Annotated in this window: 16 protein-coding genes and 1 pseudogene; 15 read left to right on the forward strand and 2 right to left on the reverse strand. The window is 59.8% G+C overall.

Annotated elements, in window-relative coordinates; genetic code table 11:
- Nucleotides 1-33: 33 nt before the first annotated feature.
- From AC07OF_RS15445 to AC07OF_RS15500, 12 genes and pseudogenes are all read left to right on the forward strand, one after another.
- Nucleotides 34-1,410, forward strand: a complete 1,377-nt coding sequence (locus AC07OF_RS15445) for an oligosaccharide flippase family protein (RefSeq protein WP_157192428.1) — start codon at nt 34-36, stop codon at nt 1,408-1,410.
- Between the two features lie 243 nt (nt 1,411-1,653).
- Entirely contained in the window at nt 1,654-3,120 is a 1,467-nt protein-coding gene (locus AC07OF_RS15450; protein ID WP_157192429.1) for an FAD-dependent oxidoreductase, read from the forward strand.
- A gap of 145 nt (nt 3,121-3,265) precedes the next feature.
- Nucleotides 3,266-3,883 (forward strand): acyltransferase, encoded by a 618-nt coding sequence (locus AC07OF_RS15455; protein WP_157192430.1) that lies wholly within the window; start codon nt 3,266-3,268, stop codon nt 3,881-3,883.
- Nucleotides 3,876-4,832 (forward strand): glycosyltransferase family 2 protein, encoded by a 957-nt coding sequence (locus AC07OF_RS15460; RefSeq protein ID WP_157192431.1) that lies wholly within the window; start codon nt 3,876-3,878, stop codon nt 4,830-4,832. Before AC07OF_RS15455 ends, AC07OF_RS15460 begins: the two co-directional genes overlap by 8 nt.
- A gap of 8 nt (nt 4,833-4,840) precedes the next feature.
- Nucleotides 4,841-5,365, forward strand: coding sequence for a serine O-acetyltransferase (locus tag AC07OF_RS15465; protein ID WP_157192432.1), 525 nt, complete (start codon nt 4,841-4,843; stop codon nt 5,363-5,365).
- 31 nt (nt 5,366-5,396) lie between these two features.
- Complete coding sequence (locus tag AC07OF_RS15470) at nt 5,397-6,374, forward strand: glycosyltransferase family 2 protein (RefSeq protein WP_157192433.1); 978 nt, start codon at nt 5,397-5,399, stop codon at nt 6,372-6,374.
- A gap of 7 nt (nt 6,375-6,381) precedes the next feature.
- Nucleotides 6,382-7,311 (forward strand): annotated as a pseudogene (locus AC07OF_RS15475) (DUF535 family protein); the annotation flags it as partial.
- A gap of 702 nt (nt 7,312-8,013) precedes the next feature.
- Complete coding sequence (locus tag AC07OF_RS15480; protein ID WP_495073130.1) at nt 8,014-9,393, forward strand: glycosyltransferase family 4 protein; 1,380 nt, start codon at nt 8,014-8,016, stop codon at nt 9,391-9,393.
- Nucleotides 9,394-9,455: 62 nt separating this feature from the next.
- Nucleotides 9,456-10,658 carry a glycosyltransferase gene (locus AC07OF_RS15485; RefSeq protein ID WP_157192435.1) on the forward strand — a complete coding sequence of 401 codons (1,203 nt, stop codon included), beginning with the start codon at nt 9,456-9,458 and terminating at the stop codon, nt 10,656-10,658.
- Nucleotides 10,655-11,842 (forward strand): glycosyltransferase family 2 protein, encoded by a 1,188-nt coding sequence (locus tag AC07OF_RS15490; protein WP_495073112.1) that lies wholly within the window; start codon nt 10,655-10,657, stop codon nt 11,840-11,842. The genes AC07OF_RS15485 and AC07OF_RS15490 overlap by 4 nt, the downstream gene beginning before the upstream one ends.
- Nucleotides 11,842-12,612, forward strand: coding sequence for a WecB/TagA/CpsF family glycosyltransferase (locus AC07OF_RS15495; RefSeq protein WP_495073113.1), 771 nt, complete (start codon nt 11,842-11,844; stop codon nt 12,610-12,612). Before AC07OF_RS15490 ends, AC07OF_RS15495 begins: the two co-directional genes overlap by 1 nt.
- Nucleotides 12,613-12,774: 162 nt before the next feature.
- Entirely contained in the window at nt 12,775-14,193 is a 1,419-nt protein-coding gene (locus AC07OF_RS15500; RefSeq protein ID WP_495073114.1) for an undecaprenyl-phosphate glucose phosphotransferase, read from the forward strand.
- Nucleotides 14,194-14,197: 4 nt separating this feature from the next.
- Here the strand turns inward: AC07OF_RS15500 and AC07OF_RS15505 are convergent, their stop codons facing one another.
- Nucleotides 14,198-15,136, reverse strand: a complete 939-nt coding sequence (locus AC07OF_RS15505; RefSeq protein WP_157192439.1) for a LysR substrate-binding domain-containing protein — start codon at nt 15,134-15,136, stop codon at nt 14,198-14,200.
- Between the two features lie 146 nt (nt 15,137-15,282).
- On the opposite strand from AC07OF_RS15505, the gene AC07OF_RS15510 reads away from it, so the two are divergent.
- The 3 genes from AC07OF_RS15510 to AC07OF_RS15520 all read left to right on the forward strand — a co-directional run bounded on the left by AC07OF_RS15510 (nt 15,283) and on the right by AC07OF_RS15520 (nt 18,601).
- A complete protein-coding gene (locus tag AC07OF_RS15510; protein WP_495073115.1) occupies nt 15,283-16,659 on the forward strand; it encodes an L-serine ammonia-lyase in 1,377 nt (458 codons plus the stop codon).
- A 108-nt stretch (nt 16,660-16,767) separates the two neighbouring features.
- Nucleotides 16,768-18,066 (forward strand): serine/threonine transporter, encoded by a 1,299-nt coding sequence (locus AC07OF_RS15515; RefSeq protein ID WP_157192441.1) that lies wholly within the window; start codon nt 16,768-16,770, stop codon nt 18,064-18,066.
- A 127-nt stretch (nt 18,067-18,193) separates the two neighbouring features.
- Nucleotides 18,194-18,601, forward strand: coding sequence for an OsmC family protein (locus AC07OF_RS15520; protein ID WP_157192442.1), 408 nt, complete (start codon nt 18,194-18,196; stop codon nt 18,599-18,601).
- Here the strand turns inward: AC07OF_RS15520 and AC07OF_RS15525 are convergent.
- Nucleotides 18,598-19,275, reverse strand: coding sequence for a DUF3313 domain-containing protein (locus AC07OF_RS15525; RefSeq protein ID WP_038610530.1), 678 nt, complete (start codon nt 19,273-19,275; stop codon nt 18,598-18,600). The genes AC07OF_RS15520 and AC07OF_RS15525 overlap by 4 nt on opposite strands.
- Nucleotides 19,276-19,426: the final 151 nt, after the last annotated feature.

A 19,426-nucleotide genomic window follows, 5' to 3' on the forward strand; every position in this document is an offset into this window, starting at 1 on the left:
TGACTTCTAGCCATTCAGTCAGAGATTGATGTCATGCCGTCGATTGATGTGTCAGCACCGGTGAGCCTCAAAAGACGTGCAATCTGGGCCGGGGCCTGGAACGTGTTGTCGCTGGTGCTATCGCAAGTCCTTCGCTTGGGCGGCAACCTGATCATTGCCCGCCTGCTGGTACCGGAAATGTTCGGGGTGATGGTCATTGCCACCACGGTGTCGGTACTCCTGCACCTGCTATCGGATGTCGGTTTACGCCAGAACATCATCCAGAGCCGGCGTGGCGACGATCCGCTGTTCCTCAATACCGCCTGGACAGTGCAGATCATCCGCGGCTTTGTGCTGTTTTCCCTGACCCTGCTGCTGGCCATCGCTTCCTGGCTTGCCCAGCTCGCCAACCTGTGGCCTGCGGGTTCCACCTATGCCGCACCGGAGCTGCCGTTGGTGCTGGCGATCACCGGCATATCGGCAATCATCTTCGGCTTCCAGTCGACAAAGATAGATGTCGCTGTGCGAACTTTCCAACAAAAGCGCGTGGTGCTGATCGATCTGACGTCGCAGGTCGTCGGATTGGTGGTGATGTTGCTGATCGGCTATTTCACCCGCTCGATCTGGTCGCTGGTGATCGCGAGCGTGTTGGCGTCCCTGGCCAGCACTGTCCTTGGCCATGTGGCGCTGCAGGGGCCGCGTAACCGCCTGCAATGGGATCGCTCGGCACTGACCGAGCTGGTCAATTTCGGTCGCTGGATCCTGGTGTCGTCGGTCGTCGGCGTGCTGGCCATGTATGGCGACCGTATCTGGTTCGGTGCCAGCATGACCGCGGCGCAGTTGGGCGTGTACTCGATTGCCGTGTTGATTCTCGGTTCGATCCAGACCGGCCTGATGAAGCTGTTCGGCGCCGTGGCCCTGCCGGCCTTCAGCGAAGCCGCCAGAGAGGGCGACAGCGAACGCCTGAAGGCGCTGTACATGCGCTTCAAGTTGCTGGTTGACCTGGTCTCGCTGTTTGCCTGCGGTGTGCTGCTGACCGCAAGCCCGATGCTCATTGGCTGGATGTACGATGAGCGGTATGCCGATGCAGGCACTATCCTTGCGATATTGTCGCTGTCGTTTCTGGTTTTGCGTTACACCCTGGCGCACCAGGTCTGGCTTGCCATGGGTCTGACGAAATACCAGGCGATCGACAACATTATTCGCCTCGTCTCGTTATGGGGGCTGCTACCGTTATTATTAGCCATTGGTGGCGTGAACTATGCGATCTGGGGGGTGGCCCTGCATACGTTCCCGACCCTTGTACTGATTGTGTACGTCAACCGCAAGCTAGGCATTTTCGACCTCAAGCGCGAGCTTGCGGTGCTCCCGATCGTGGCCGTCGGGGCGTTGTGTGGCGCGCTGGCAACGAGCTTTTTCAACTGGCTTTGACGCGTGTCCGGTTATTCCTCTAAAAACGACAAATGGCATAGGTCTTGGGATCATGGGGAAGCTGCAGTTTTGTACTCCACTATTAGGTCGCAGGGGCTTTCTGGGCAGTTGTGTGGTGCTGGGCGTTGGCGGGGCGCTGTTTGGCTTCTCTGCAGGCGTTGCACACAAACCTGCCGAGAAGACCGGGTTTGTCGTGATCAATGGTTGGGTGTTGCCTTCTGAGTACTTCCGGAACGCACAAGCATGATCAAGGACTATCAAACGCAAAAAGCGCTGCGTGACGCTTATGACTTTGCCATCATCGGTGCAGGCCCGGCTGGCATCACCCTGGCCCTGCAACTGGCCCGGGCCGGGTGGAGCGTGGTCCTGGTCGAGGGCGGAGGGCACGAGTACTCACCACGGTCACAAGCGTTCTACGCCTGCACATCGACAGGCCTTGAGATGTACGCCGAGGAAACGCGCTTGCGTTATCTGGGCGGCACGTCCAATCACTGGGCAGGGCGCTGCCGCCCGTTCGAGCCCTCAGACTTCGCCGTCTCGCCGCCTGGCAACCTGCCCGGTTGGCCCATCCCGTACGCGGAAATCGAGCGCTATCTGCCGGCGGCGATGGATATCGTCGACCTTCCGCAAGGGGCAAGCTTTCAGGCGCGCAACACCGGTTTGCAGGGCGGCGAGTTCGATGCTGACCGTTTCCTGCTCAGCCCGCCGACGCGTTTTGCGCAAAAGTATGCTGCGGCGCTCAACGAGACGCCGGGGCTTGATGTCTTTATCAATTGCAACTGTGTCGATCTTGAGTTCGATCAGGCTTCAGGCCGCCTGGTGGCTGCGCTGGTGTCGGATTACGACCTGCACCGTGAACGACTGCTGGCAGGCCATTTCATTCTGGCCACGGGCGCCATCGAGAATGCCCGGCAATTACTCAACAGTGAGTCGCTGCTGGCAGCCGGTATCGTCAATCGCAACGGTCTGGTGGGCGGGTGTTTCATGGAACACCTGAACATCGATATGGGCACCTTCATATTGAAAGAAGGGCAGGGAACCGAGCCGCGCGAGTATTACACCACCGATGCCTTTGTCGCGGAGTACCGTTCGGGTAAAGGCAATGTCGCCACTTCGGTGCTATCGGATGTGCGCACTTACGGCCGAACCGCCGAGGTCAAACACTTTCTTGAAAACCTCGCCTGTGAAATGGGCGTCGCCAGCAAAATTGAATTCATTGCCAAGTTCAGTTGCCCGGGGGACGGCGTTATCAGCACCATGCTCGAGCAGTTTCCCAACGTGCAAAGTCGTATCTCGCTGCTGGACGAAAAAGACCCGCTGGGTGTCGCCAAGGTCAATGTCAACTGGGCCTTGAGCCCCGACGACAGGCACACCATCAAGTGCATCGGCGGTGAAATCGCCAAGCAGTTTGCCGAAGCGGGGCTGGGTTTCGTCAAGCTCAACGATTACGTCTATGACACCGCCGTGCCACTGAAAATAGCACCGCATGCCCACCATATGGGGACCACGCGGATGGCGGCCTCGGCGGAGTCCGGTGTGGTCGATGCCAACTGCAAGGTGTTCGGCACTGAAAACCTTTACGTTGCCGGCAGCAGCATTTTTGCCAAGGGCGGCGCCTCCAACCCGACGATGCCACTGCTGCAGTTTGCCTTGCGGCTGGCGGATCACCTGAATGACAAGATGAAGGTGGCGAGCAAAGCGGTTGTTTGAATCAGGCAGCACAGCGTTGCAGGTCTGAAGGTTGAGAAACAGCGCGGTTGAAAGTGACGAGTGCAATCTGGTCAGCACCAACAAGAACGAGACCGGATTCAACTCAGGGACAGTCCGAAACAGCTTCACTTGCGAGGGTTGCAGAATGTTTGGATGGATTAGGAGCGCAATAACCTATTACGTCAACTCAACCGGGCGTGGCAGCCCACTCTACAAAAAGGTGTGCAACCCCAATGCCTGCGAGTGGGGCCTGTATTTAAAACGATGGGGAAAGTTTCATTCGGTAGGCAACCATGTACATATCAGCAGCGGGTGCAACATCACCGACCCTACGATGGTGCGCATCGGCAGCTATGTGGGGCTGTCCGATTGCACGCTGATCGGCCATGACGCGGTGGTGGCTTTAATTGAAGTGCGCTACGGCAAGCACCTCGACTCGGTCGGTTACATCGATATCCACGACAATTGCTTTATCGGCCATGGCGCCATTGTCATGCCGCGCGTGACCATCGGGCCTGACTCGATTGTCGCTGCGGGTGCTGTCGTTACCAAAGATGTTCCACCCGGCACGGTGGTCGGGGGCAATCCGGCAAAGGTCATTTGCACCACCGAAGAACTGGTTAACAGGATTGAAGCGCGCTGCGTTGCTTATCCGTGGATGGACCTGGTCAGGCAGCGCAATGGGGCTTTCGACCCGGCGCTGGAGCCAACCCTTGTGGCGGCAAGGCGGCAGTACTTTTTCGGGGAAGGAAACAATGGCTAGCAAGCCCGTCGACGTGCTGGTGGTCAACTTCAATACCGCAGCCTTGTTGCAGCCGATGTTTGACGCGCTGCGTCAGGCCGATAGCGAACAGCTTGCCAGCTATCTGGTGGTGGACAACGCCTCGGTCGACAATTCGCTGGAGTGCCTGGCCAAGGTATGCCCTGAGGCGAAGTTGCTGAGCAATGAGAAAAACGTCGGCTTTGGTCGTGCCAACAATCAATTGCTTGAACACCTGCAAGGCAAGTACGCGCTGCTGCTCAACACCGACTCCTTTGTGGCCGCCGACAGCCTGGGCAAAACCATCGAATACATGGACGCCCACCCTGATTGCGGTGTCCTGGGCGTTCGCCTGGTAGGGCGCGAGGGTGATCTGCAACCCAGCTGCCGCTACTTTCCAACGCCGTTGAATGTATTTGTTGCCCGCACCGGACTCAGGCGTTTTTTCCCGTGGCTGAAAATGGTCGACGAAATGAGCTGGGATCATGACGCGGTCCGGGAGTGCGACTGGCTGCCAGGCTGCTTCTATCTGGTGCGTCGGGAAGTGCTCGATCAGGTTGGCCTGTTCGACCCGCGTTACTTCCTCTATTACGAGGAGGTGGACCACTGTAAACGCGTTAAAGAGGCCGGCTGGAAGGTGGTGTTCTATCCGCATACCACGGTCGTGCACATTGGTGGCGAAAGCTCCAAGTCGGTTGCCGAACTGGAGGCGGCCAGCCGCCAGATATCGAACTACCAGATCGAAAGCGAGCTTTTGTATTTCCGCAAACATCATGGCGTGCCAGGGCTGGCCCTGCATATGTTGCTGGTGTGCCTGGGGGATCTGTTGCTGGCACTCAAGGCGCTATTGAAAGGACGAGGCCGGGCCGCCATCAGGGCATGTTGGCAGCATACCCGTGCCACCTGGTCGCTGTTGTTCGATACCCGCTTCGCTAGCCAACCGACAAGGTAGGTGAATTCATGTTCGAAAACATACGTGCGGACTTGCGTGCATACCGTGGCGACTGGGGGGCTCAGGGCTTCTGGGTGATGCTGGTGTATCGCTTTGGACGCTGGCGCTACGGCGTGCGTCCGGCGTTGCTGCGCAAGCTGTGTTCGTTTGTCTACAAAGTGCTGTTCAAGCTGGTACAGATCGTCACGGGGGTGGAATTGCCCTGTGAGGTGGTGGTCGGGCGCAACTTCGTCATCGACCATTTTGGCGGCATCGTTATCAGCGGCTATGCGCAATTCGGTGATGACTGCCGTATTCGCAACGGCGTAGTGGTCGGCCTGAAAAATGTCGATGAACCCACCGCACCGGTAATCGGCAACAACGTGGATATCGGCGCCGGCGCCAAGGTGCTGGGCAATATTCGCATTGGCAACAATGTGATTATCGGCTCCAACGCGGTGGTATTGATCGATGTGCCGGACAATTCACTGGCCGTTGGCGTGCCAGCGACTATAAAGGTGAGAAAGCCCACTGAAGTAATGGAATACACCTGAGTCAGCCAGTTGATCGTCGCGAGTGAGGCCCATGGTGAAAGGCATTGGCGTTGTGGTTATCGGTCGGAACGAAGGCCAGCGGCTTGAACGCTGCCTGGCTTCGCTGGAGGGTAGCGCGGACAAGGTCGTTTACGTCGACTCGGGTTCGGTGGATGGTTCGGTGCAGATGGCACGCCAGCGCGGCGTCGAGGTGTTGGCGCTGGATATGACGCGCCCGTTCACTGCAGCACGTGCGCGCAACGAAGGCTTTGCCCGTTTGCAACGCCTGTTGCCGACAATGCGTCATGTGCAGTTTGTCGATGGCGATTGCGAAGTGGCTGCCGGCTGGTTGCCCAAGGCGCAGGCGTTTCTTTATGCCCATCCTGCGGTCGCGGTGGTGTGCGGGCGGCGCCGCGAACGCTTTCCGCAACGTTCGGTATATAACCTGCTGTGTGATCTGGAGTGGGACACGCCGATTGGTGAGACCAAGGCCTGTGGCGGTGATGCGCTGATGCGCGCGGATGCCTTTGCCGCCGTGTCCGGGTATCGCGCCAGCCTTATTGCCGGAGAAGAGCCCGAACTGTGTGTGCGGCTGCGCGCTGCAGGCTGGAAGATCTGGCGTTTGCCTGAGGAAATGACCCTGCACGACGCCGCCATGACCCGCTTTGGCCAGTGGTGGCAGCGCAGTCTACGTGGCGGCTATGCCTTTGCCGAAGGTGCTTTTTTGCATGGGGCTGCGCCGGAGCGGCATTGGCAGCGAGAGTCACGCCGTATCTGGATCTGGGGTTTGGCGATCCCGCTGGCGATTGTTGCGGCCAGTGCATGGCTCGGAGGGTGGGGGCTGTTGCTGCTGTTGATCTACCCGCTGCAGGCCGTGCGCCTGGCACGCCGGGGTGTCAGGTCGGCGCGCGAAAACTGGCTGCAGGCAGTGTTCCTGGTGCTTGGCAAGTTTCCCGAGATGCTGGGGCAGGTGAAGTTCCTATTGAACAGATTCGGTGCCGGCAAAGCGGTATTGATCGAATACAAGTGAGAAACCGATGATTTATCGATCGATATTGAAAAGTGTGCTCACGTTGCAGCCCGGATATTCATTACGGGCGTTGAACAACAAGTTCAAGTTAGTGCTGGTGATGACCAGGCAGTGGTCAGACCTGCGCTCGTTCATGACACGCATGTCGAATGCGCTCGGCAGTGACGGCTTCGAGAAACTGGGGGAGGATTGCATTGGCGTGGTGCAGTGGCCCTACATCAGCAAGTGCTGGAATGCCCCGGCACGACTTGCTGCGGTGGCTTCGCACTATGAAGCGATCAGCGATCAGTTTCCCGCGCTGTTGCTGCTGGGGCGTGACGAACGTCTGACCCTGTGCGACCTGTCGAGCTACTCCAGCGCCTGTACCCTGGTTCTGGATCGGCCAATCTGGTTCAAGCGCGAAGGGGAGTTGGTGCTGAACGTGTTTCAAGGCGATTTGCGCGTGGCATCAATCGCCTTCACCTTGTCTCGCACCTCGGATGGACTGTGCCTGTTCATTGGCGCGGTGCAGGGCATTCACAAAGGCATCGACAGTGAAAGGTCCTTGAGTATCTACCGGGACCTGACCAAGGACTTTGAAGGGCTGCGGCCCAGAAGCTTTCTGATCGAAGCCATCAAGTGCGTTGCCAGAACGCTGGGCGCTACCAGGATTTACGCGGTCGGCGACGCGTACAGGCACCATCGTCATCCTTACTTTGGTGCGGAAAAAGCCCAGGATCTGGCGGCCAACTACGATGTCATCTGGCTGGAAAATGGCGCAACGCCCTCGGCTCGCGAAGACTTCTTCAACATCCCCCTGGCCCAGTCAATGCGTGCGGCGGATGACATCGCCGCGAAAAAACGCGCGATGTACCGCAGACGCCAGGCGTTACTGGATGATGTTTTTGCCCACATCGAAAGCGCCCTGGCAGGCACGGATGGGCAAAGGCAGCTGCAACTGCACCGGCAGCGTTTGGGCGCCGCACTGGCAGTACAGGAAGTCCACAGCGCACCGACCGGTTCGCCCTTGACGGCAAGGGCTGCCGCGTTGCTCCGACACCTTGTAACCGAACCACGGGTAGACCAGCGCTTTCGGGCGTACGTGCAGAAAGCCGGGTTGTATCCAACCCTGAGAAAAGTCTGGCAGGAGTTGTTGAAGCAGGGGCCGGGCCTGCTGTGGAAAGCACCTGATGCCAAGAAAAGCCTGCCCCTGGGTAACCCTGATGTACCGGCCAGCGATCTGTTCGCCAATGAAGTGGTGTTGGTCGGCGAGGCTGACCTGTCGCAACACCCAAAATCGCGGGTGGCGCAGATCCAGCAAGCGCTCGAGGGCCTCGGTTACCGATGCCGCGTTGTGGATTGGCGTGACCACGGCGCTTGTCTGAATGCACTGCAGATGTGTTGCGCGGTGATCTTCTTTCGGGTGCCTGCTTTCGCCGATGTACTGCAGCTGATCGAGGAGGCCAGGCGCCTCAAGGTCACGTCCTACTGGGACGCCGATGACTTGATTTTCGATCCGCAGGCGTATCGCCAGGGCAATGATCTGACTGCATTGAGCGCCGATGCCATCGCAAACCTGCTGGCGGCCGTGGCGCTGTATCAACAGGCGCTGCTGTCGTGTGACCGGGCCATCGCTGCGACAGCCACCTTGGCCCTGGCAATGACCGAGGCTGGCGCCAGGCATGTGACGCTGGTCGAGCAGACCCCGGATGCTGAATCCGACAGCAGGAACTGGCAGCCGCTGAGCCGGATCTTTCCGGCACAGGCGAAGACTCGCGCCAGGCGCGTGCTGTCGGCAAACATATTCTTCGCCCCGAGAAGTTATGGCGGCGCCACGATTATTGCCGAACAGATGACGCGGCTGATGGCGCAGGCAGCGCAACTGCAGCCATTCGTTTTCACCTCGTTGCCAGTCGCCAACGCGGCGCCGTACGGCCTGTTCAGGTATGAGGTCAACAAGGTTGCGGTAATCGGCATGGGGCTGCCCGATGAGCGCTCCGAACACTTTGAGAACCCCGCGACTATCGCGATCTTCGAGGCCATGCTCAGCAGTGTTGCGCCAGACCTTGTGCACTTGCATTCGGTGCAAGGACTCGGGGCGCAGCTGGCGGAAAGTTGCCGCAAGGCGGGCATTCCTTTTGTGGTGACGCTGCATGACACCTGGTGGATCTGTGGTCGTCAGTTCATGATCAATAACCATGGGCAATACTGCGGGCAAACCAGGATTTCCACTGAAGTCTGCGCGAAGTGCGTAGACGATCCGGTCCTGAACGATTACCGCCAGCCGTGGCTGGCCAACATGCTGAAAAAGGCCGACCTGTTACTGGCGCCGAGCAAGTTTGCCAGGGACCTGTATATCGCCAACGGCTTTGATGCCACGAAGATCCGGGTCAACAACAATGGCATCCTGGCGCCTGCGGCCAACTACCGTAAGCAACCGGGCAAGACCCTCAGGTTCGGCTATGTCGGCGGCAATGTCTCGATCAAGGGTGTGACCTTGCTGGCCCGTGCCTTTGCCTCGCTCAACCGCTCGGACTATGAGCTCAAGGTGGTGGACAGCCAGCTGCACCTTGGCTTGCGTTCATTCAAACCAGACAGCATCAAGATTCCCGGGACCGTCACCTTCATACCTGGCTATGCCCAGGCCAACATGGACGCGTTCTATTCCGGTATCGATGTCCTGCTGTTCCCGACGCAGTTGAAAGAAACCTTCGGTTTGTCGGTGCGCGAAGCGCTTGCCCGCGACGTCTGGGTGATCAGCACCCAGGGCGGCGGAACGGTTGAAGATATCGTCGATGGCGTCAATGGCACCATCATCCCGCTGAGCACTGATGAAAAGTACTTGCGCCAGGCGCTGTCCGATGTGCTCGAAAACCAGCAGCGCTTCCTTGAACACCGCAACCCCTTCAAAGCCAGTATCAAGTTGTGCAGCGACCAGGCCCTGGAGCTCCAGGGGATCTATGAAGACGTACTCAAGCAGGCCTCGCTGTCGCAGGCTTCGGCAGCTGGCCAGCCATCGGTGATCGCCAGCCTGAGATAGAAGGCTGGTGGCTGGCGGGGCAGGTCTGATCATTCATAACGCGGGTAAACAGTCGGGCTCCTATGCGCATTGCTTATTTCATCAATCAGTACCCCAAGGTCAGCCATAGCTTCATTCGCCGCGAAATTCTGGCGCTGGAACGCCAGGGCATCGAGATTCAACGCATTGCCTTGCGTGGCTGGGACGCTGAGTTGCAGGACGCCGAGGACCTGTCTGAGCGGGATAAAACCCGCTATGTGCTGCAAGACGGCGTCAAGGGCTTGCTCGTGCCGTTGCTGCAAGTGCTGCGTGCTCGCCCGCGGCATTTTGGTTCGGCCCTGTGGCTGGCCCTGCGCATGGGCCTGCGCGCTGATCGCCCGTGGCCCTATCATCTGGTCTATCTGGCCGAGGCGTGCCGTGTTGTGCAGTGGTTGCAGGCGTACGGCGCTGAGCATGTGCATGCGCATTTCGGCACCAATTCAACCGAGGTGGTGATGCTGGCCAACGTACTCGGTGGGCCCGCTTACAGTTTTACCGTGCATGGCCCGGAAGAGTTCGACAAACCGCAATTTTTGTATCTGGGCGAAAAAGTCCGGCGTGCTGCGTTCGTCGCGGCGGTCAGCTCCTACGGGCGCAGTCAGCTGTTCCGCTGGGTGGCGCATGAGCACTGGGCCAAGGTCAAGGTGGTGCATTGCGGCCTCGAGCGCATGTTTCACGAAGTGCCCGCAGTCATGGCCGCCAATGTGCCGCGCCTGGTTTGCGTCGGGCGTTTGTGTGAACAAAAGGGCCAGCTGTTGCTCCTTGAAGCTGCGCGGCTGTTGGCCGCCCAGTCGGTGGTGTTCGAAATCGTGCTGGCCGGTGACGGGGAAATGCGCGCCGATATCGAAGCGCTGATCGTCCGCCATGAATTGCAGGCACAGGTGCGCATCACCGGCTGGATCAGCAGTGCCCAGGTACGCGATGAGATCCTTGCCGCCCGTGCCCTGGTACTGCCGAGTTTCGCCGAGGGCCTGCCAGTGGTGATCATGGAGGCCATGGCCTTGCGCCGGCCGGTGCTGACGACCTATGTGGCGGGCATTCCCGAGCTGGTTCGCCAGGGTGAGAACGGTTGGTTGTTTCCTGCCGGGGCGGTGGAGGAGTTAGCTGCAGCCATGGCCGACTGCCTTGCGCAACCTGTCGACACCTTGCAACGCATGGGGGAGGCGGCCTATCAGCGTGTGCTGCAACGCCACGATATCGACAGTGAAGCGGCCAGGCTGGCCGGCTACTTTAAGGCATCCGCATGATTACTTTACTGGCTTGGTTGCTGGGAGCAGTGGCGCTACTCACGCTGTTGCCGGTGTTGGTGCTGTTCGCGCAGGTGCTGCTGGCCTGCCTGCCTGCGCGACCTGGGTTGCAGCTGAACCGTGCGCGGCCGCGCGTGGCGGTGTTGATACCCGCGCACAACGAATCCTCGGGCATCGTGTCGACGCTCAACAGCATTCGCCCGCAGCTGCTGGAAGGTGACCGGCTGTTGGTGGTTGCCGACAACTGTAACGACGACACGGCCGCGCTGGCCCGTTCGGTTGGCGCAGAAGTGGTGGAGCGTCGGGATGAGCAACGGCGTGGCAAGGGCTACGCGCTGGATTGTGGTGTGCGTCATCTGGCCGGGGCGGCGCCTGAGGTGGTGATTATCATCGACGCCGATTGTCAGGTGAGTGAGCGCGGCATTGATCATCTGGCGCGCAGTTGCGTCAGTGCCGGGCGGCCAGTGCAGGCCCTCGACCTGATGTGTGCACCTGCAGGCGCGGGGCTGAAAGTCCAGGTCGCCGAGTTTGCCTGGCGGGTCAAGAACCTGGTGCGGCCACGCGGTTGGGCGCGAGCGGGGTTGCCCTGCCAATTGATGGGAACGGGCATGGCGATCGACTGGCGAGACCTGGCACTGGTCGATCTGGCCAGCGGTCACCTGGTCGAAGATTTGAAAATGGGCCTGGATTTTTGCGGCAACGGCAAGCCGCCATTGTTTTGTCCGGATGCACAGGTCACCAGCTTCTTCCCACGCAGCGCTGAGGGGCTCACTAGCCAGCGCGCACGTTGGGAGCGTGGTCATCTGGGGGTGCTGCTGGGCGATGCGCCGAAGTTGCTGGCAGCATCGATCACCCGGCGCAATTGGAACCTGCTGGCGATGACGGTGGATCTGATGGTCCCGCCGCTGGCCTTGCTGACCTTGACCTTGATGGTTGTGTTCAGTGCCTCATGGTTGGCATTTCTGCTGTTCGGTGTGTGGGTGCCGGCGTTGATCGCCACGGGCGCGATGGTCCTGTTGGTTGCCGCTGTGCTGTTGGCGTGGAAGCGCTTCTGCCGTGAGCTGATCGGGTTTTCCGTGCTGCTGTATGCACCGTTTTATGCGGCGAAGAAGATACCGCTGTATCTGGGCTTTCTGATCAAGCGCCAGGTCGAATGGGTGCGCTCGAAACGGGATGACAGCTAATGGATGAAGGCGCCGCGCAGAAAAGCTGGAAATCGATTATCGGCAAATTGCGGGTGGTCGGTAGCGCAGGTGACAAACAGGGATTGCTGCAAGCCTTGTCCGCACCCGAAGCACCGACCGTGCTGGGGTTCGTCAATGCCCATGCCATGAACCTGGTGGCCGGCGATGGCGAATACTTCAAGGCCTTGTCGGCGGCGGATGTACTGTTACGCGATGGTGTCGGCATGGCGCTTCTGTACCGTCGCCTGGGCCTCGATCCCGGGTTGAACATGAATGGTACGGACTTCATTCCGCAATTGCTGGCGACATTCAAGGGCCGCCGTGCGGCGTTCTGGGGGACTGAAGAGCCGTTCCTGAGCCAGGCGGCTCTGCGTAGCGAAGCGCTGTCCGGTGTGCAGGTGGTATCGGTTCATCATGGCTTTGCCCAGGTGCAGACCTACATCGACCTGGCACGGCAAACCCGGCCTGAGCTGATTGTGCTGGGTATGGGGATGCCCAGGCAGGAAGCCGTTGCCGCACAACTCAAAGCCGTCGACGTGCCCTGCCTGATCATCTGCGGCGGGGCGATCCTGGATTTTCTCGGCGGCAAGGTAACGCGGGCGCCACAATGGTTACGCAGGCTAGGGTGCGAGTGGCTCTACAGGTTGCTCAGAGAACCAAAGCGGCTATTCCTGCGCTATGTGGTGGGCAATCCATTGTTTCTGTTGCGGATGCTTTTCTGCACCAGGGCAGCAGTGGGGGATGCACAGAACACGCCCCGGCCTTCCTAGGGAATACCCGGACCAGCGGATCGTCCGATTCAGCCAAAATAAACGGCAGGGATGACTCAGCCAGCGATGGCTGCTTGCTACTGCTACAGTGATATCACAAGCGCCTTCAGGGCTGGGAAATATTGGGAACGCGTGTGGTATCTCAATTGACGAGGTCTAGTAATGGTTTTCGAACCCAGAAGCAGCCGCTCCCTACTCCAGCGCAGAAGCAGTGTCAGTAACGCCATCCAGGCGGGTCTCGACGGTATTGCGGTGACCGGCGTTGCCTGGTACCTGATCAATGACCAGATCGGTTACATCACTTCTGATTACGTCATCATGATGTTGCTGTTGATCGGTGCATTGGCCGTCATTTACGACCACTACGCCATTTACCGCAGCAATGTCGGGCTGTCCATCAAGGCCTTCAGACTGTTTAAAGCATGGTCGGCCACCTTTTGTTTTCTTGTGGTCATGGCGTTCCTGACCAAGCAGAGCGAGAGCTATTCGCGCATGCTGGTGGGGGAGCTGTTTGTCATCGGCTATTTTGTTCAGCTATTCCTGCACTTTGCCGTGCGCGAGGTGCAAAAGCGCTTTTTTGCGCACGCCTATCGTCTGGAAAATGCCCTGATCATTGGTGCTGGCGACCTCGCTCATTTTCTGCATCAGAAGATAAGCAACAACCCCTGGTTCGGTGAGCGGATTGTTGGCTGTGTCTTGACCGGTGAGGGCGACAGCGGCGATTACGCAGAGGGCAAGAATCGCCTGTCTGTATTGGGGCATATCTGCGATCTGGATGAGATCGTCGTCCAGCATGCGATCAGGACTGTCTATCTGGTCACGCCGCTAAGCGGTTCGGCAGTCATTAATGACGTGTACTTGAAGTTGCTCGACAAGTGCATTGCGGTTAACTGGGTGCCCGATATTTTTTCACTGCGTTTGATCAATCACAGTGTGCGTGAAATTTCCGGCATTCCCGTGCTGACCTTGTCTGAAACGCCATTGACGGGGACGAGCCTGTTCCTGAAAAACCTGGAAGACAAAGTCCTCGCAGCCCTTATCCTGCTGTTTGCATCACCGGTGCTGCTGGCTGTTGCCCTGGCGATCAAACTCGACAGCCCGGGCCCGGTGTTCTTCAGGCAGGAGCGCATGGGCTGGACCGGGGAATCCTTCCGTATCTGGAAATTCAGAAGCATGGTTGTTCATGAGCCGGAAGATGGCATGGTCAGGCAAGCGCAGAAAAATGATGCGCGGCTGACCCGGGTGGGCGCCTTCATCCGTCGCACCAGCCTCGACGAACTGCCGCAGCTGTTCAATGTGCTGATGGGCGAAATGTCCCTGGTGGGGCCGCGTCCGCACGCCCGGCAACACGATACGCAGTACTCTCAGGACATCGTCGACTACTTTGCCCGGCACAACATCAAACCCGGCATGACCGGCCTGGCGCAGGTCCGTGGTTTCAGGGGTGAAACCAAAGACATCGAGCAAATGATCCAGCGGGTCGACTCTGACATCGAGTACATCAACAACTGGTCGCTGTGGCTCGATTTCGTGATCCTGGTGCGCACGCTCAATGCCTTCACTGGCAAGCAGGCTTACTAGCGATTCACTGTGCCTGGGCGTGTAAAGAGCGGAAGATCCCGGCTTCCTCAACCAGCCAGTCATGCACCGCCCGGGCGCTCGGATGCGCCAGGCCACCGGGCGGATAGAGCAGCACGTAGCGCTTGTGGTTGGCGATCGGCAGGCCGAACGGCACGATCAGGGTGCCGCGCTCCAGCTCGTCATTGAGCAGGGTACGCCGGGCGATGGCCACGCCAATACCGGCGATTGCCGCTTCAATGGTCAGGTGGTTGCGGTTGAAGGTGTGCCCGCGACGCACGTCCAGGCCACTGGCACCAATCCCTTCCAGATAAAACTCCCATTCGGCGTATTCCGAGCTGCCGCGCCAGGCGGTGATGTCGTGCAGCAACGGGTAGTGCGCCAGATCGCCAGGGCCATGCAGGGGCGGGCGGCCACGCAGCAGGGTCGGCGAACACACCGGGAAGATCTGTTCATCGAGCAGCGGCGTTGAGTGCATGCCCGGGTAGCTGCCGTCGTTGAGGTCGATGGCCAGGTCGAAGTCGCCTTCATGCAAGGCCTGACTGCTGTCTTCGGCCACCAGGCGCAGCTGGATGTCCGGGTAGCGTTGCTGCAGGCGGGGCAGGCGTGGGGTCAGCCATTTGGCCAGAAACGAGGGGATCGAACGCAGGCGCAGGGTGCCGCGGATTTCGCCGGCGTCCAGGCGCAGCAGTTCGGCGTCGATGCTGCCGTACGCTTCGCTGACCGTCTGTGCCAGGCGCTGGCCCTCGGCGCTCAGTTCCACGCCACGGGCGCGGCGCAGGAACAGACGAAAACCCAGGCGCTCTTCCAACTGACGAATCTGCTGGCTCACGGCTCCTGGGGTGATGTGCAGTTCTTCGGCGCAGCGGGTGAACGACAGGTGCCGCGCCGCACAGGAAAACACGTGCAGCCAGACATACATCTGGCCATTCATCTGTCGTCTCATCGTTTAGTTCTGCTAAAGGCTTGCTTAGAAAGTTTCGTTGGTCAATGCCACGGTGACCGGGCAGTATCGCGCAACTTCGCGAAACCCTTCAATTTTTTCATAACGCCGCAGGGCGACATTCGTCGCTTGAGCGTGCAGGCATTAGCATGGCTATCAGTGTTTTCGACCTTTTCAAGATTGGCATCGGGCCCTCCAGCTCCCATACAGTGGGCCCGATGCGGGCGGCTGCGACCTTTGCCCAGACCTTGCGTGAGCAGGGCCTGCTGGAGCAAGTCAGTCGGGTAGAGGTTCGTCTGTATGGCTCGCTGTCGGCCACCGGTGTCGGCCACGCCACTGACCGTGCCACCTTGCTCGGGCTGATGGGCGAGTGGCCCGACCAGATCGACCCGCAGCGTATCGAACCGCTTATCACGCAGTTGCAGGACAGCCAGGTGCTGCAGCTCGACGGTCGTTATGCCGTGCCCTTCGATTGCAGCCGCGACCTGCTGCTGCTCGACGAAAGCCTGCCGTACCACCCCAATGCCATGACCCTGGAAGCCAGCAGTGCAAGCGGTTCATTGCTGCAGCAGACCTACTATTCGGTCGGCGGTGGTTTTATTGTCGAGGCTGCGCAGATTGGCGCTGCCGGCGACAGCAGCGAGCAGGTCAAGCTGCCCTACGACTTCGACAGTGCCGCCGAGCTTCTGGCGCTGTGCAAACAGCACCAGTTGCGCGTCAGCCAACTGATGATGGCCAACGAACTGGCCTGGCGCCCGGAGGCCGAGGTGCGCAGTGGCTTGCTCAAGCTGTGGGCGGCCATGCGCGAGTGCGTCGACAACGGCCTGCGCAACGAAGGCATCCTGCCCGGCGGGCTCAAGGTCAAACGCCGCGCCGCCAAGCTGCACCGTAGCTTGCAGGAGCTGGGCAAGCCCAATGTGATCGGCTCGACATTGAGCGCGATGGAGTGGGTCAACCTGTTTGCCCTGGCGGTCAACGAAGAAAACGCCGCGGGCGGGCGCATGGTCACCGCGCCCACCAACGGTGCTGCCGGGATTATTCCGGCGGTGCTGCATTACTACATGAAGTTCAATCCTGATGCCTGCGACAACGATGTTGTCGATTTCCTCCTCAGTGCTGCCGCCGTGGGCATCCTGTGCAAGAAGAACGCCTCGATCTCCGGCGCTGAAGTGGGATGTCAGGGGGAGGTGGGCTCGGCGTGTTCCATGGCTGCAGCGGGGCTTGCCGAAGTGCTTGGGGCGACGCCGATGCAGTTGGAGAACGCTGCTGAAATCGCCCTTGAACATAACCTCGGCCTGACCTGCGACCCGGTTGGCGGTCTGGTTCAGGTGCCGTGCATCGAGCGCAACGCCATCGCGGCGGTCAAGGCCATCAACGCTGTGCAGATGGCTTTGCGCGGTGATGGTGAACACTTCATTTCCCTGGACCGGGTGATCCGCACCATGCGCGATACCGGTGCCGACATGCATGCCAACTACAAGGAGACTTCGCGCGGCGGCCTGGCCGTCGCTTTTGTCGAGTGTTGAGTTAAGCCCTATCGCGGGGCAAGCCCGCTCCCACAGCTCCGGTGGGAGCGGGCTTGCCCCGCGATCAAGTTATTCATAAGCAACAAAAACAACTACAAGGCAATATCGATGACTGATGTAAACACCACCACCCACCTGGGTGCGAGCACGGCTGCGCCGGCGCAAAGCAAAACCTGGAATCGCCACGACACCACCTGGGTCCTGGGCCTGTACGGCACCGCCATTGGCGCCGGTACCCTGTTCCTGCCGATCAACGCCGGGGTAGGGGGCTTCTGGCCGCTGCTGGTGCTGGCGCTGCTGGCGTTCCCGATGACCTACTACGCGCACCGTGGCCTGACCCGCTTTGTGCTGTCCGGCAAGCGCGGCGCCAGCGAAGACATCACCGAAGTAGTAGAAGAGCACTTCGGTGTCGGCGCCGGCAAGCTGATCACCTTGCTGTACTTCCTGGCCATCTTCCCCATCCTGCTGGTTTACAGCGTGGCGCTGACCAATACCCTGAGCAGTTTCATGGAGCACCAGTTGCACATGACTCCGCCACCGCGAGCCTTGCTGGCGTTGCTGTTGATCTGTGGCCTGATGATCGTGGTGCGCAGCGGCCAGGGCATCATCGTCAAGGTCATGAGCCTGTTGGTCTACCCCTTTGTGGCTGCGCTGTTGCTGCTGGCCCTGAGCCTGATCCCCAACTGGAACGGCGCGTTCTTCGCCCAGGCATCCGAAGGCATGCCGCTGGACCTGTTCTTCAAGACCCTGTGGCTGGCGATCCCGGTGATGGTCTTCTCGTTCAACCATTCACCGATCATCTCGGCCTTTGCCGTTGACCAGAAGCACCGTTACGGCGAACAGGCCGACCACAAGAGCAGCCGCATCCTGGCCAGCGCGCATGTGATGATGGTGCTGACGGTGATGTTCTTCTGCTTCAGCTGCGTGCTGGCCCTGAGCCCGGCCGATCTGGCGGCGGCCAAGCAACAGAACATCTCGATCCTCTCGTACCTGGCCAACCACTTCCAGACACCGGTCATTGCCTTTGTCGCGCCGCTGATTGCCCTGGTGGCGATCACCAAATCGTTCCTGGGACACTACATCGGTGCCAGCGAAGGCTTCCAGGGCATGATCGTGAAAAGCCTGCGCAGCCGCGGCAAGCAACTGCCAGCCAAGCGCCTGGAACAACTGACCGCGCTGTTCATGGTGCTGACCTGCTGGGCCGTGGCCACCCTCAATCCGAGCATCCTGGGGATGATCGAGAACCTTGGCGGGCCGATTATCGCCTGCCTGTTGTTCCTGATGCCGATGTACGCCATCCACAAGGTGCCGTCGCTGCGCAAATATTCGGGCAAGGTGTCGAATGTCTTCGTGGTACTGATCGGTCTGATAACCCTGTCGGCGATTCTTTACTCGCTCTTCGCCTGAGTCGCGTTCCAGGGACAGGACGCTGCGGTTCGTTGCCGTGACTTCCCTTGCAAGGGGCCTGACGTTAGTGTGAACACACTCGCGTCAGGCCCTTTTGGCTTGACCCTCGCAAAGGAAGCCAGTGCAGATGACCGATTCGACTGTTCACGCCGAACTGGGTGAGATCCCCTATACCGTCAACCTTTCCGCCGGTGCGAACCAGTGGCTGGCGGATGAAAACCAGGCCCTCGGTGGCCGCGACGCCGGCCCCAATCCTCACCAGTTGCTGCTCTCGGCGCTGGGAGCGTGCACCGCCATCACCTTGTCGATGTATGCCCGACGCAAGGAATGGCCGCTGCAGCATGTGCATGTGCAGTTGGATATCGTCAAGGAAGAGAAAACCACACCGATGAGCACCGAGATCAAGCGTGTCATTGAACTGCACGGTGATCTCGATGCGGCCCAGCGTGAGCGTCTGCTGGGCGTGGCCAACGCCTGTCCGGTGCACAAGCTGCTCAGCGGCAGCATTGTTATCGACAGTCAGTTGAGTGACTAACGCGCTTCGCTCCTGAACTTCACCAGGCTACGGCGCATGTCCGAGGCCCAGCCGTCGAGTACCGGCTGGACGTCTTTCACCGTCAGCTTGGTGGTCTTGTTCTCAAGCTCCGTGCCGGCGCCTTTGCGTACCACCTGGGCGACCACTGTGTTGTTGCCGCCATCGAGAATTGCCGCTTCGGTGGCGATGTCGACATCCTGGTCACGACCACCGGCAGCAGTCATGACGGCTGCCGTCACCAGCGCGATCGGGATCACCTCATAAGGCTTGAGCCCTTCGGTGTGGGTTGCCACCGCGGTAATCGCCGGGCGCACCACCAGCACGTTCGGGCCCGGACCTGTGGCCAGCGGTACGACCGCACCCAGTTCACGCTTGAGCGCCGTGTCGTAGTAGTGGGTGATCTGCTGCAGCGTTTGTGGGGTGATCACGTCGGTGGGCTGCGGTTTGGGGTAGAACTGGCTGGGCTCGATGTACACCTGTTTGTAGTTGGCGGCCTTGAAGTTGGGGGAGATCCAGCGCATTACCGGGGCGCCGGAGATACTTTCGGCCTCTTTCAGGCGGCTGTAGTCCTTGAGGAATCCGGAATATTCACTGGGGTCGACCCTGGAGTTGGCGCATCCGGCCAGTACGATAAGTGCGGAGCAGAGTAAGGTTGAACGCAGTGCAGATTTCATCGGCTTTCGTTCCTTGGCAATGGTTGCGATGACGCGGGTGAGATGACTTCAACAAAGCTAGCAGCTCCCGGCTTGCGCGCCAGAGCTTGCTGTGGATTTCCCCGGGTAGGAGCGGGCTTGCCCCGCGATTGCGGCTTGTCAGCAGCATCGT

The organism is Pseudomonas sp. GW821-FHT10B02 (genome assembly GCF_059415665.1).